Origin of the sequence: Mesonia hippocampi (assembly GCF_014197445.1) — a bacterium.
In the GTDB taxonomy this organism is placed as follows: Bacteria; Bacteroidota; Bacteroidia; order Flavobacteriales; family Flavobacteriaceae; genus Mesonia; species Mesonia hippocampi.
The window spans coordinates 1-12,876 of sequence record NZ_JACIFO010000003.1 but is presented as its reverse complement, the minus strand read 5'-3'; the positions used below and the strand labels follow the sequence as shown (position 1 = coordinate 12,876).

Annotated in this window: 13 protein-coding genes and 1 rRNA gene; 10 read left to right on the top strand and 4 right to left on the bottom strand. The window is 34.2% G+C overall.

Annotated elements, in window-relative coordinates:
- The first annotated feature begins 267 nt into the window (after positions 1-267).
- From GGR32_RS04205 to GGR32_RS04190, 4 genes are read left to right on the top strand one after another with little or no spacing between them, the layout of a single operon-like run.
- Positions 268-1,986: a hypothetical protein gene (locus tag GGR32_RS04205; protein WP_183476785.1), complete on the top strand. Its 1,719-nt coding sequence runs from the start codon at positions 268-270 to the stop codon at positions 1,984-1,986.
- Between the two features lie 4 nt (positions 1,987-1,990).
- Positions 1,991-2,485 carry a hypothetical protein gene (locus tag GGR32_RS04200; RefSeq protein ID WP_183476783.1) on the top strand — a complete coding sequence of 165 codons (495 nt, stop codon included), beginning with the start codon at positions 1,991-1,993 and terminating at the stop codon, positions 2,483-2,485.
- Complete coding sequence (locus GGR32_RS04195) at positions 2,485-2,979, top strand: hypothetical protein (protein WP_183476782.1); 495 nt, start codon at positions 2,485-2,487, stop codon at positions 2,977-2,979. Before GGR32_RS04200 ends, GGR32_RS04195 begins: the two co-directional genes overlap by 1 nt.
- Positions 2,979-3,473 carry a hypothetical protein gene (locus GGR32_RS04190; protein ID WP_183476780.1) on the top strand — a complete coding sequence of 165 codons (495 nt, stop codon included), beginning with the start codon at positions 2,979-2,981 and terminating at the stop codon, positions 3,471-3,473. The genes GGR32_RS04195 and GGR32_RS04190 overlap by 1 nt, the downstream gene beginning before the upstream one ends.
- A gap of 224 nt (positions 3,474-3,697) precedes the next feature.
- Here the strand turns inward: GGR32_RS04190 and GGR32_RS04185 are convergent, their stop codons facing one another.
- Together GGR32_RS04185 and GGR32_RS04180 are read right to left on the bottom strand one after the other, a co-directional pair.
- Positions 3,698-4,909 (bottom strand): BaiN/RdsA family NAD(P)/FAD-dependent oxidoreductase, encoded by a 1,212-nt coding sequence (locus tag GGR32_RS04185; protein ID WP_183476779.1) that lies wholly within the window; start codon positions 4,907-4,909, stop codon positions 3,698-3,700.
- 38 nt (positions 4,910-4,947) lie between these two features.
- Positions 4,948-6,534 (bottom strand): peptide chain release factor 3, encoded by a 1,587-nt coding sequence (locus GGR32_RS04180; protein WP_183476778.1) that lies wholly within the window; start codon positions 6,532-6,534, stop codon positions 4,948-4,950.
- Between the two features lie 172 nt (positions 6,535-6,706).
- Between GGR32_RS04180 and GGR32_RS04175 the strand changes: the two genes are divergently transcribed.
- From GGR32_RS04175 to GGR32_RS04155, 5 genes are all read left to right on the top strand, one after another.
- A complete protein-coding gene (locus tag GGR32_RS04175) occupies positions 6,707-7,135 on the top strand; it encodes a hypothetical protein (protein ID WP_183476776.1) in 429 nt (142 codons plus the stop codon).
- A 265-nt stretch (positions 7,136-7,400) separates the two neighbouring features.
- Positions 7,401-7,913: an isopentenyl-diphosphate Delta-isomerase gene (gene idi / locus GGR32_RS04170; protein WP_183476774.1), complete on the top strand. Its 513-nt coding sequence runs from the start codon at positions 7,401-7,403 to the stop codon at positions 7,911-7,913.
- Positions 7,910-8,323, top strand: a complete 414-nt coding sequence (locus tag GGR32_RS04165; protein ID WP_183476772.1) for a 6-pyruvoyl trahydropterin synthase family protein — start codon at positions 7,910-7,912, stop codon at positions 8,321-8,323. The genes idi and GGR32_RS04165 overlap by 4 nt, the downstream gene beginning before the upstream one ends.
- 22 nt (positions 8,324-8,345) lie before the next feature.
- On the top strand, positions 8,346-9,332 hold the full coding sequence (locus GGR32_RS04160; protein WP_183476770.1) for a type I phosphomannose isomerase catalytic subunit: 987 nt from the start codon (positions 8,346-8,348) through the stop codon (positions 9,330-9,332).
- Positions 9,333-9,368: 36 nt separating this feature from the next.
- On the top strand, positions 9,369-9,635 hold the full coding sequence (locus tag GGR32_RS04155; RefSeq protein ID WP_183476768.1) for a hypothetical protein: 267 nt from the start codon (positions 9,369-9,371) through the stop codon (positions 9,633-9,635).
- A gap of 82 nt (positions 9,636-9,717) precedes the next feature.
- On the opposite strand, the gene GGR32_RS04150 is transcribed toward GGR32_RS04155, so the two are convergent.
- Positions 9,718-10,452 carry a DUF4369 domain-containing protein gene (locus GGR32_RS04150; RefSeq protein WP_183476766.1) on the bottom strand — a complete coding sequence of 245 codons (735 nt, stop codon included), beginning with the start codon at positions 10,450-10,452 and terminating at the stop codon, positions 9,718-9,720.
- A 42-nt stretch (positions 10,453-10,494) separates the two neighbouring features.
- Positions 10,495-11,760, bottom strand: a complete 1,266-nt coding sequence (locus tag GGR32_RS04145; RefSeq protein ID WP_183476764.1) for a DUF819 family protein — start codon at positions 11,758-11,760, stop codon at positions 10,495-10,497.
- A gap of 553 nt (positions 11,761-12,313) precedes the next feature.
- Between GGR32_RS04145 and GGR32_RS04140 the strand changes: the two genes are divergently transcribed.
- A 16S ribosomal RNA gene (locus tag GGR32_RS04140) occupies positions 12,314-12,876 on the top strand; the annotation flags it as partial.

Genomic DNA, 12,876 nt, shown 5'->3' with positions numbered 1-12,876 from the left:
TTGTTAAAGTTAATTTTTATTTATTACTTAAATGTTTCTTTATTGAGATAGTTTTTAATATATTTAACTTAAATTAACTTAAAAAATTTATATAATGAAACAACACACACACACACACACAGATTTTACTGGTTTAAGCTAGTTTTTATACTAAGTGTATTTATTTTTTCTAGTTGTGAGGAAGATGTCCTTATAGAAGAAACAAGCGTAAGCGAAACAACAAAAAAAGGAGGGATACAAGAATTATCTATTGAAGAGTTTAAAACGTTGAGTTCAAGTTTTCAATTTAATACGGTTAATAATTTAAGCGGAGAAATGCCTTATACACATACGTATTTAGGTCCTGGCTATAAGGTAGAGCGAGAGGGAGTAACTTCGTACACTTTTGGAATAATTTCTTTAGAAGAGGAATATTATAAAACTCCAAAATCGTATTATGAGAATTTGGTGGTTGTAGAAGATAGCGAAGGAACAAGAGGTTTTGTGATGCGTTATGCTATAGAAACCGATGAGCCTATAGAATGGGAACCTGTTTTTGGTAAAAATATACAATCATATCCTTGTGGAGAGGTGTCAGTAGTAGGGATATACCCATGTATATGTGCAGGGCATTTTCCAGGAGATCCGAGTTGTACATGTGGTACTAAAGGTTATGTACAAGAATTTACACAAGGTGTCCCATGTGGAGCGGTTTATGTTACCGAGGATGGTGAAAAAGGAGGTGGCTTTAATATAGGTGGAACTCCAAGTGGTACTAGTGGAGGAGGAAGTACAAATCCTTCTGGATGGTATGGTTATCCGCAATATATACCAGGAAACGATTACACTAATGAAAACTTTACCCAAGAGCCTTTTACACAAATACCAGAGCCTAAACTAATAGACGATTATACAGCTGCCAAAATTACATTTATAGCAGGAACACTAGGTTTAAGCGAGGAAGCTGAAAATTGGTTAATAACCAGCGGCAACAAAGCAAGTGTAACAACATTAATAAATAAATTATTTGCAAAGTTGTTATCTCCACTTCATACAGAAGAAAGCAAAGCTGCTTTTAGAGAGGTAATTAATTTTGCAATAGAAAACCATTTCTCCCCTGAAGCGATGGAGTTTGCTAATGAAGCAGTAAATATAATAAGCGAACATCCTTCGTTTAATATGGATGTTTCTCGCTCGTTTAAATCACCCTATAATATAGATTTAACTTCAGTTACACCAAATGCTACAAACCCAGAACCAGAAAAGGTAAGGTTTATAAATATTTATGATAAACTAACAAATACTTCTTTATTTAAAAATATATTTCAAGCAACTTTTGGACAAAACCCTAATCTAAATGTAAGTTTTGAGATAGCAGATAACCTTCCCTCAACACAAAATCCCACAAAACAAGCTAATGGGCATACCGATTTGGTAAACGGTACATACAATAATACTACCAATAGTATTAACACTGTAAATATTGTTATACGGATTAATAAACAAGCTTTAGTAGGAGGGATTAATTTGCCTAAAGCTTCTAATATAACGGTGGCAAGAACTATACTACACGAAACTATTCATGCTTTTTTAACTTTAAAAAAATTAGACAGTAATGCAGGGGCAACTTTGCCTAACATTAACAATAAGGATTTAAGTATGATGATTAACGATATGTACAATAACTTTAACAGTCCCAATAGCGACCAGCACAGTTTTATGTTCAACCATTTAGTGCCAACCCTTGCTAGTAACTTGGCAGTGGTAAAAGATGACATGATACCGCAAAATGAACAGAATTCTGCAGAGTCTTTAGACTTTGGAGGAACTCATAATGGACTTACTGTTCCTCCAACTCCTTTTAATTGGAACGATTTTTTCTATTATTATAGTATGGAAGGCTTGCACCATACCCAAACATTTGATGACGAAATAAAAAGTGATGATATAGAATTTCACATTTATGGAAGATACATTACTGTAGGGCGAAGTTTTAGTAAAAATTAGATATATGAAAGTTTCAATTTATATAATATTTTTCTTTCAGTTTTTGCCATTGCATTTTTTTGGACAAAATAATTACCAAGAATTAAAGGAGATGTATTTTGATAAAGATACTTTATATGTTTATTACAATGGGGGAGAGTTACAAAAATCAGAAATTGTTTCTGTAGGAAGTAAGTTGTTAGGACCTTACTATTATGAAAAAGTGTTTTTCTTTAAAAAGAATGTGTTTTATGATGAGGACTTTATTCGTTTTATAAAAAGCAAATACCTTGATTTTTCTTTAAAAATCCCGGATTTAAAACTCATAGACACTACTTGGATAAATAAGAACCAAGATAAGATTGTATATCCGGAACTTTTTGAAAGGTTTAATGTTTGGGAGTTATACCAGCTTTTAACCCCAAGAGTTGTTTATTTGATAGAAGAGGAGAATTTTTTCGGTGCCAAAGTTTATGCCAGAGAAGTACGTATATATTCTAATTATAGCCCGCCAGAATAATGAAAAAATATAGTTTAGTTATAGTATTACAATTTCTTCTTTTACCCGTGTTTTCTCAAAATACTTACCAAGAACTAAAAGAGAAATATTTTGATAAAGACACGCTATATGTGTATTATGACGGAGGTAAAAATCAAGAAACTCGTTTAATAGGTTTAAAGAATAGAAAATATGCAGGAGATTATGATTATTGGAAAAAGGTGTATTTAGATGAATATTTACATCAAAGTAGATATTATATTGTTTTTGTAAAAAATAGGTATTTAAATCCATCCTTAAAAGTTCCTGATGTCAAACTCATAGACACTACTTGGATAAATAACAATCAAGATAAAATAATATATCCGAACTTGTTTGAAAGGTTTAAAGTTTGGGAGTTATACCAGCTTTTAACCCCAAGAGTTGTTTATTTGATAGAAGAGGAGAATTTTTTTGGTGCTAAAGTATATGCTAGGGAAGTTTTCGTTTCTTCTAATTATAGCCCGCCAGAATAATGAAAAAATATAGTTTAGTTATAGTATTACAATTTCTTGTTTTACCGTTGTTTTCTCAAAATACTTATCAAGAACTAAAAGAGAAATATTTTGATAAAGACACGCTATACGTGTATTATGACGGAGGTAAAAATCAAGAAACTCGTCTTATAGGCTTAAAGAATAGAAAATATGCAGGAGACTATGATTATTGGAAAACCATCTATTTTAAGGAAAACGTTATTTATGATAAAGACTTTATAACTTTTATAAAAAGTAGGTATTTAAACGCCTCTTTAAAAGTTCCTGATGTCAAACTCATAGACACTACTTGGATAAATAACAACCAAGATAAAATAATATATCCTAAGCTTTTTGAGAAGTTTAACGTGATAGAAATGTATAATATACTTGTTTATAAAACTATATATTTGATAGAAGAAGAAAATTTTTTCGGTGCCAAAGTTTATGCTAGAGAAGTACGTATATATTCTAATTATAGTCTACCATTTTAACTGATGCTGTGATGAAAAAATATAGTTTAGTTATTGAACCTCAATTAAATGGTTTTTTTAAGGTTTATGAAGCAACGCAAAACTTACAAATGGTTACTATACCTTAACCATATTATGAATGTTTTATAGTGCAAACCCCAACTTTATTTCTCAAGAGTAAAGTTGGGTATTTGTTTTTGTAAAGAATAGTGATAAAATTTTAGCAGGTAGCAAATGCACTTTTTTTATTTATTCGCTATGGTTTGCGCAGCTATAAATGCTGTTGTCCATGCATTTTGGAAGTTAAAACCTCCTGTAATAGCATCGATGTTTAAAACCTCACCCGCAAAATAAAGATTTTCTTGTTGTTTACTTTGCATGGTTTTAAAGTTAATTTCCTTTAGGTCTACGCCACCCGCTGTAACAAACTCTTCTTTAAAAGTGCTTTTTCCGTTTACTTGGTAGGTTGCTGCAGTAAGCTGATTGGCTAATGTATGTAGCTGGCTATTGTTTAAATCGGCCCATTTTACATGTTCGTTAATACTACTTGCACTTACAATACGTTCCCATAAACGATTGGGGAGCTTGTAAAGTTTATGCTTGCTTACTGTTTTTTTAGCTTCTGCTTTGCGTATTTTTTGAAGGTCTTCGAGTATGGAAGCTGTATTGTGTTGTGGTACCCAATTTACTGCAATATGAAACTGATAATTTTTATCGGCCAAAATACGCGCACCCCATGCTGATAGTCTTAAGATAGCGGGACCACTCATGCCCCAATGTGTAATTAGTAAAGGGCCGCTAGCTTCTAGTTTTGTTTCTTTTACCTTAATGTTTGCTTTAGCAGTTATTCCCATTAAATCTTTAATGCGGTTATCCTTAATATTAAAGGTAAACAGCGAAGGTACAGGCGGTACAATGGTATGCGCTAATTTGTTTATAAGCTGCCATATTTTCGGGTTACTTCCTGTAGTAATGGCAAGGTGGGTACACGTATAATTGCTTTTTGAAGTGTTTAGTTCCCAAACATTTTCTTTCTTACAGAAACCCTGTACGCTAACCCCTGTTAATATTTCTATTTTTAAACGTTTTGCTTCTTGTAAAAAACAGTTGATAATTGTTTCAGAAGAATCTGTATCGGGAAACATACGTCCGTCGTCTTCTATTTTTAAGTTTACACCTCTATCGGCAAACCAAGCTATTGTATCGCCAGAACAAAACCGATGAAAGGGTCCTAGTAGTTCTTTTTCTCCTCTTGGGTAAAATTGAGTTAGCGCTTTAGGGTCAAAACAGGCATGGGTTACATTACACCTTCCGCCGCCAGAAATTCTAACTTTAGCTAAAACATCTTTGCCTCTTTCTAAAATGGCTATTTTTAGTTTTTTATTTTGTTCGGCTATATTGATAGCCGTAAAGAAACCCGCAGCTCCTCCACCCACAATAATAACATCATACTTCATTATAAGCTTTTTAAGAGTGTTTTTCTAAGCAAGGTTTATTAAAACTCTGAGGTGAAATGGAATTTTATACTGGGGTATTTTTGTTGTGTCATTTGTAATGAAAAAGGAGAATCTGCAAGAAATACCAATTGCCCACGCTTGTCGGTAGCTAAAAATTTACTTTTTACACGTTTAAAGTCGGCAAATTCTTCATTTTTTTCATCTTCGGGTTCTACCCAACAAGCTTTATGTACATTAATGTTTTCGTAGGTACATTTTGCACCATATTCATGCTCTAAGCGGTATTGGATAACTTCATATTGTAAGGCCCCAACGGTTCCTATAATTTTTCGGTTGTTAAGGTTTAATCTAAAAAGCTGGGCAACCCCTTCGTCCATCAATTGGTCTATTCCTTTTTCTAATTGTTTAGACTTCATTGGGTCTGCGTTATTAATGTACCTAAAGTGCTCTGGAGAGAAGCTCGGAATGCCTTTATAATTTAAAAGTTCTCCTTCGGTAAGGGTATCGCCAATTTTAAAGTTTCCTGTGTCGTGTAAACCTACAATATCTCCTGGGAAAGAGTTTTCTACAATTTCTTTTTTCTCGGCAAAAAATGCATTAGGGCTGCTAAAACGTAATTTTTTATTTTGGCGTACATGTAGGTAAGGGACATTTCGTTTAAAAATGCCCGAAACTATTTTTACAAAGGCTAAACGGTCGCGGTGTTTAGGATCCATATTAGCATGTATTTTGAATACAAAACCTGTAAAATTATCTTCTTCTGGGCTTACTATTCTGGTTTCGCTTTCTTTGGGTAGCGGTGTTGGGGCAATATCTATAAAGCAGTCTAGCAATTCTCGTACACCAAAGTTGTTTAATGCCGAACCAAAAAATACAGGTTGAAGTTTTGCAGCTTTGTAGGCTTCTTGGTCAAAATCAGGGTAAACACCTTGCACAAGTTCTAATTCATCACGTAAGGTATTTGCTGCATCGCTACCAATAAGGTCGTCTAATTCCGGATTGTTAATATCGGTAACTTCTATGGTTTCTTCGATATCTTTACGGGGGTCGCCTGTAAACAGGTTAATGTTTTGCTCCCAAATATTGTATATTCCTTTAAAATCGTACCCCATCCCGATAGGGTAACTAAGTGGGGTTACTTTAAGGTGGAGTTTTTGTTCGATTTCGTCTAGCAAGTCAAAGGCATCTTTTCCCTCACGATCCAGTTTATTGATAAAAACAATAATAGGAATGTTACGCATACGGCAAACTTCTACCAATTTCTCGGTTTGCTCCTCAACTCCTTTAGCAACGTCAATTACAACAATTACACTATCTACTGCCGTTAGGGTTCTAAAGGTATCTTCGGCAAAATCTTTGTGTCCTGGAGTATCAAGAATGTTAATCTTAATGTCTTTATACTCGAAAGCTAACACCGATGTAGCCACCGAAATCCCACGTTGACGTTCAATTTCCATGAAATCGCTGGTGGCACCTTTTTTTGCTTTATTAGATTTTACAGCACCAGCTTCTTGTATAGCGCCTCCAAAAAGGAGTAGTTTTTCGGTTAAGGTGGTTTTACCCGCATCTGGGTGAGAGATAATTCCGAATGTACGACGTTTATTTATTTCGTTTTGTAACTTCATGGGGAGTTGAAAATTTTGTGGGGCAAAGATATTCTTTTTTGTCCTGCTACAAAAAAATAAGGAGTTTCTTGTAAAGAGATAACTATTTTTAAAGAATGTTAATTTAATTATGGCGTTTTGTTTGTTTTTTTTATATTCGCCCTTAACCTAAATAATTAAATAGAATTAAGTTATGAAAAAAATACTCCCGTTGTTTTGTGTTTGCGGTTTGTTATGGATAGGCTGTGCAGATGAGAAAAAAAGCACTCCAGCAGAAGCATCAGATACACAAACTACAAAACAGGTAGATAAGAAAACAGAAACTACACCAGCAGCAAAAGCTAGCCCCAAAACAAATCCACCTCATGGAGAGCCAGGTCACCGTTGTGGTATTCCTGTTGGTGCGCCTTTAGATGGGTCTGCAACTCAGAGCGGAAACAATGCAAATTTACTAAATAAGGATTTGTACGGAAACACGGGGAATACTACCCAAAAAGCAAATACCACCGTACAACCACGTGCTAAGCAGCAAACGGCAGAGGGTATGCAAGGAAAACCAAATCCTCCACATGGGCAAGCAGGGCACCGTTGTGATGTAAAAGTAGGTGAACCTTTACCGTAAAATAAAAAATGAAAATATATTTGGTGAAAATCGCTTTCTGTTTTACATGAAAGCGATTTTTGCTTTATGCAAAAAGCAGTTTCTTAAAACCTGTTTAAAATACTTCTAAATGATTGTTAGATTTTGTATTTTTGGAGGCTTGTGGAATGAGCAAAATTTTTTCGTTGAAAAAAGGTTTCAACTTAAGGGTATTTTGCAGCTTAAAGAAGTCTTAGGTCTTTAGGTTTTAAGTTGTGTAATATTAAAATTTGAAAAATTGTAAAAGATGAAAGAATACGTAATTTTAGTAAACGAAAAAGATGAGCAGATTGGTTTGATGGAGAAAATTGAAGCTCATGAAAAAGCATTGCTTCATCGAGCTTTTTCTGTATTTGTTTATAATGAAAAAGGAGAAGTTTTATTACAGCAAAGGGCTTTAGGGAAATATCACTCTCCAGGATTATGGACTAACACTTGTTGCAGTCACCAACGTGAAGGAGAAACAAATATCGAAGCAGGAAAGCGAAGGCTACAAGAAGAAATGGGCTTTAGTACAGATTTGGAAGAAAGTATTTCTTTTATTTATAAAGCTCCATTTACAAATGGATTGAGTGAGCATGAATACGATTATATTTTAATAGGCAAATATAATAGAGATCCTAACGTAAACCCTTCAGAAGTAGCAGCTTGGAAATGGATGAAGCTAGAAGATATAAAAGCAGATATGGAAGCAAATCCTGAAATATATACCGCTTGGTTTAAAATAATTTTCGAAAAGTATTACGCGCATATTTCATGATTACAGTAAACAGAAAATCTCATTTTAATGCAGCACACCGGTTATTTCGGAAGGAGTGGAGCGATCAAAAAAATTCCGAAGTATTTGGGAAATGTAGCAACCCCAATTATCATGGGCATAATTATAAGTTGATTGTATCGGTAACCGGGAAAATAAACCCGGAAACAGGTTTTGTAATCGATTTAAAAATATTAAAACAGCTTATAAAAGAACATGTAGAGAATCATTTTGATCACAAAAACTTAAATATAGAAGTTCCAGAATTTAAGGAGCTAAACCCCACTGCAGAAAATATAGCTGTTGTTATCTGGGAAAAACTTCGACCTTATATCGCTAAAGAGCACAAACTAGGAGTTACCTTATATGAAACCCCAAGAAATTTTGTGAGTTACCAAGGCGAACAGGCTTGAATTAATATATAGAGAATTTTTAATGAAAAACACCCAAACATTATATCCACTAACATTTCATCCAATCCCAAAAGAAAAAATCTGGGGAGGTACTAAATTGAGAAAGCTGTTAAATAAGCCTTTTTCTGGAAACCATATTGGGGAAAGTTGGGAAATTAGCGATGTGGGGAACGATTGCTCTGTTGTAAAAAATGGACCTCTGGCAGGAAACACATTACGAGACTTAATGCAGCGTTATCCAAAAGAAATAGTAGGGGAGGAAGTTTATAAAAAATTTAAGCATCATTTTCCGTTATTGATAAAGTTTATCGATGCCCGAGAAAACTTATCAGTACAGTTGCATCCTGATGATGAAATTGCAAAAAAACGCCATAACTCATACGGGAAAACCGAAATGTGGTATATAATGCAAGCAGATGATGATAGCCGTATCATTATAGATTTTAATGAGCAAATCTCGAAAGATGTTTACCTAAAACATTTAAAAAAAGAGAGTTTACCAACCATACTAAATGCCGAAAAAGTTAAAACAGGCGACTGTTATATTATTCACCCTGGCTTAATTCATGCCATTGGGAAAGGAGTGTTGTTGACAGAAATACAGCAAACCTCAGATGTTACTTACCGTGTTTATGATTGGAACCGTCCTGACATTAATGGCGAAAAACGAGAACTACACACTGCATTGGCATTAGATGCTATAGATTTTTCTAAAACAAGTAATTATAAATTAGCTTATACTAAAAAAGAAAACGATTCTGTAAGAATGGAACAGAATCAGTACTTTACAACCAACTATTTATACCTTACACAAGCAAAAGCAGTTTCTTACGCAACGGTAGAATCGTTTATTATATATATATGTGTAGAAGGGAAATGCGAAATTTCATGTAAAAAAACTAAGGAAAAAGTAGCATTAAACACAGGACAAACAGCCTTAATCCCGGCACAATGTGAGGCTGTTTTTATAGAAACTGATAAGTGTGTGCTTTTAGAAGTAACAATATAAAAATAAGTTGTACTTTTGCAATCTAAAATAAACCTTATGGCAAGTATAAGAAACCTAAAAAAAGATTTGAATTATGTAACAGCAGGTATTATAGAAGCTGCATATATTCAACAAATTTTAAATCCTAATGCAAACACCGAGCAAACAGAAGCTATTGTAGATGAAGCTATAGCTATTCACGGTGATTTTATTAGAGAAATTAATAATAAAAATGTAGAAAATAGAAGTGCTCACTTAAAAGAAGTAAATCAAAGTATTGAGAAACAAGCTCAAGACTTGGTGGCTAAATTAAACGCACTATAAGTAATACATCGTTTTATTTATAAGAAACAAAAAATCCAGGAAATTCCTGGATTTTTTGTTTTTACTATGAATCTTTTATAGTTTATGAACGTTTCTCAATCACCTTATCAGCTAGCTTTTCTTCTTTTTTACGTCCCTTGATGTATTTTTTTAACTCTTTTCCGTAAATAGATTTTTTAATAGGCTTGTCTAGAGCGCTATAAATCGTGTCGAGGTATTTAATGTTAGCATCGTAGATTTCTGTAAGTGCCAAAAATGGTGCGATAGCATAATCTTTATTACCAATAGCATAATTTACAGTGTAAAGGTATTTGCGTTTTAATAAGTTTTCATATTTTTTTCTAGAAGCAGCAATAGCAGTACTGTCTTTATTTTTATGGGCTTCAAAATTCTCTTGAATTAACTCTAGACTGTTTGCATTAAATTGCTTTAGAATTTCTTGGTATTTTTCCCAACGAATTTGGTTTTCAGAACCTGTTATCTTGACGTCTAATTCAAAATTATCAAGACTAGTATTCAATGTCATTTCTCCAGGTTCTGCGAAAAAATCAATAATATCATCATTTTTATCCCCATCTATTTTATCAAGGTATAAGAAAAGTAAACGAGGTTCTTTTAAATTTGTAGTAAGATGATAGTTGGCATCACCATTTATTTGGATAGAATCAAGGTTTACAATAAGCGTGTCTTTCATCTTTTGCAGAAAAAGCGTTCCTTTTTTTAGTCCATCTACATGTCCGCTAAGTGTAAAACTCTTTTTTTCTTTACAGGCACTAAGTAATGTAATAACACTAAGTATGCTAATTATTTTTTTCATTAAATAAGGTATAATAAAGTGGGGTAAATATACTTTAATTTATTAGTTTCCTGAGGCAATTTGCATCAAGATAGCGCAGGCGTAGGCGCTCCAAGTACCAACAACATAACCTAAAACAGCTAAAAGAACTCCAACAGAAGCTAATGACGGATGAAATGCTGCGGCTACAACAGGAGCCGATGCGGCTCCACCAACATTTGCTTGGCTTCCTACCGCTAAAAAGAAATAAGGAGCTTTAATAAGTTTAGCAACCAAAATAAGCAAGCCTGCGTGTATAGCCATCCAGACTAAACCAATACCTATTAGCCCAGGGTTGTCAAATATCATCCCTAAATCCATTTTCATACCTATAGTAGCTACTAAGATGTAGATAAAAATACTTCCTAATTTACTAGCACCTGCTCCTTCATAGGTTTTTGCCTTTGTAAAAGAAAGCAATATTCCGATAAATGTCGCAATGGTTATCATCCAGAAAAACGTAGACGTAAACGATGATAAGGCTGAAGTACTATCATTAAACGTTTCAAAATTATCTTTCAAGAAATTAGAGATACTCTCAGAACCCCAATGAGCTATCCCAACAGCTCCTAAAGCTAAACCTAACATAATCATATAATCGGTTAAGGTAGGTGTACGTGTAATGCTGGCAGTGTAGTTAGATACTTTTTCTTTAAGCTCGGTAATCGCAGACGAATCTGCTTTAAGCCATTTATCGATGGCTTTTGTTCTTCCTATGCCTATTAACACCACGGCCATCCAAATATTAGCTACAACAATATCAACAAAAACCATTCCTCCGTATTTTTCAGGGTTATATTGGAAAATTTCTAACATAGCAGCTTGGTTTGCACCACCGCCAATCCAACTACCTGCAAGTGTGGCTAAACCTCTCCATATAGCATCTGGGCCAATGCCTGCAACTGTTTCGGGAGAAATTGAGCCTACAATAAGTATAGCTATAGGGCCGCCTATCACAATACCTAGAGTTCCTGTAAAAAACATAATTAGCGCCTTAGGGCCTAAGTTTAAAATGGCTTTTAGATCAATACTTAATGTCATTAATACAAGAGATGCGGGTAAAAGATACCTGCTTGCTACATAATATAGGTTAGACTCTTTAGCGCTAATTATTCCAATAGAGTTTAATATAGCCGGAATTAAATAACACATTAATAAAGCGGGAATAACTTTGTAAAATTTAACCCATAATCCTTTCTTTATAGAAGAAGTATAAAATACAAAAGCCAATACTAGCATTAATAATCCAAATACAATAGCATCATTAGTAAATAAAGGGGTCTTTTCCATGTTTTTTTAAGATTTGGCGTAAATATAATTACTTTGAGAGAAGTTGCAAGCCTGAAATTCTACGTTTTTATAGTAGAGAGGTTATTTTTCTAAAAAAAATATTATTTTATCTTGTTGTGAATAAATAGTTTAAGTTTAATCTTGAAAAATAATCTAAGAAAATAGAATAAAAAACTTGCCAAAGTAAAAAACGGTTGTATATTTGCAGCCCGCTAAGCGGTCAAGTATAAAGCTTGAGAGTTCATTGAGGAGTTAGGGTGAGAGTAGTGTAGGAGCAGGAGTAGAAAGGATATTGTTTTTAGAAAATCGGTTAAAAAAAATATTTTTAAAAAATTTTCAAAAACATTTGGTCAGAAAGAAAAAAGCTTATACATTTGCAGCCGCAAACAACGAGAGTGGGTTTGTAAGAAACAAGAAGAAACGATAAGGGTTTATAAAAGGTTCGATTCCTTTCTTTTTAACAGAATGAGAGTTCATTGAAATATTGACAGTAAAAACGAATTAAAGCTAAATAGCAAATAAATATCCTTTTTTAGAGCAAATGGAAAAAACAACGATGAAGAGTTTGATCCTGGCTCAGGATGAACGCTAGCGGCAGGCTTAACACATGCAAGTCGAACGGTAACATAGAAAAGCTTGCTTTTCTGATGACGAGTGGCGCACGGGTGAGTAACGCGTATACAATTTACCTATCACAGGGGTATAGCTCGAAGAAATTTGAATTAATCCCCCATGGTATATATGATTGGCATCAATTATATATTAAAGTTTCGGCGGTGATAGATGAGTATGCGTCCTATTAGTTAGTTGGTAAGGTAACGGCTTACCAAGGCGACGATAGGTAGGGGTCCTGAGAGGGAGATCCCCCACACTGGTACTGAGACACGGACCAGACTCCTACGGGAGGCAGCAGTGAGGAATATTGGACAATGGAGGCAACTCTGATCCAGCCATGCCGCGTGCAGGAAGACTGCCCTATGGGTTGTAAACTGCTTTTATACAGGAAGAATAATGAGTACGTGTACTCAGATGACGGTACTGTAAGAATAAGCATCGGCTAACTCCGTGCCAGCAGCCGCGGTAATACGGAGGATGCAAGCGTTATCCGGAATCATT

What these genes read in the sequence shown, in the direction of transcription:
- GGR32_RS04165 (WP_183476772.1), top strand. Translation starts at nt 7,910, where the DNA reads ATGATTACAGTAAACAGAAAATCTCATTTTAATGCAGCACACCGGTTA.
- GGR32_RS04200 (WP_183476783.1), top strand. Translation starts at nt 1,991, where the DNA reads ATGAAAGTTTCAATTTATATAATATTTTTCTTTCAGTTTTTGCCATTG.
- idi (WP_183476774.1), top strand. Translation starts at nt 7,401, where the DNA reads ATGAAAGAATACGTAATTTTAGTAAACGAAAAAGATGAGCAGATTGGT.
- GGR32_RS04145 (WP_183476764.1), bottom strand. Translation starts at nt 11,760, where the DNA reads ATGGAAAAGACCCCTTTATTTACTAATGATGCTATTGTATTTGGATTA.
- GGR32_RS04175 (WP_183476776.1), top strand. Translation starts at nt 6,707, where the DNA reads ATGAAAAAAATACTCCCGTTGTTTTGTGTTTGCGGTTTGTTATGGATA.
- GGR32_RS04155 (WP_183476768.1), top strand. Translation starts at nt 9,369, where the DNA reads ATGGCAAGTATAAGAAACCTAAAAAAAGATTTGAATTATGTAACAGCA.
- GGR32_RS04195 (WP_183476782.1), top strand. Translation starts at nt 2,485, where the DNA reads ATGAAAAAATATAGTTTAGTTATAGTATTACAATTTCTTCTTTTACCC.
- GGR32_RS04190 (WP_183476780.1), top strand. Translation starts at nt 2,979, where the DNA reads ATGAAAAAATATAGTTTAGTTATAGTATTACAATTTCTTGTTTTACCG.
- GGR32_RS04160 (WP_183476770.1), top strand. Translation starts at nt 8,346, where the DNA reads ATGAAAAACACCCAAACATTATATCCACTAACATTTCATCCAATCCCA.
- GGR32_RS04150 (WP_183476766.1), bottom strand. Translation starts at nt 10,452, where the DNA reads ATGAAAAAAATAATTAGCATACTTAGTGTTATTACATTACTTAGTGCC.
- GGR32_RS04185 (WP_183476779.1), bottom strand. Translation starts at nt 4,909, where the DNA reads ATGAAGTATGATGTTATTATTGTGGGTGGAGGAGCTGCGGGTTTCTTT.
- GGR32_RS04180 (WP_183476778.1), bottom strand. Translation starts at nt 6,534, where the DNA reads ATGAAGTTACAAAACGAAATAAATAAACGTCGTACATTCGGAATTATC.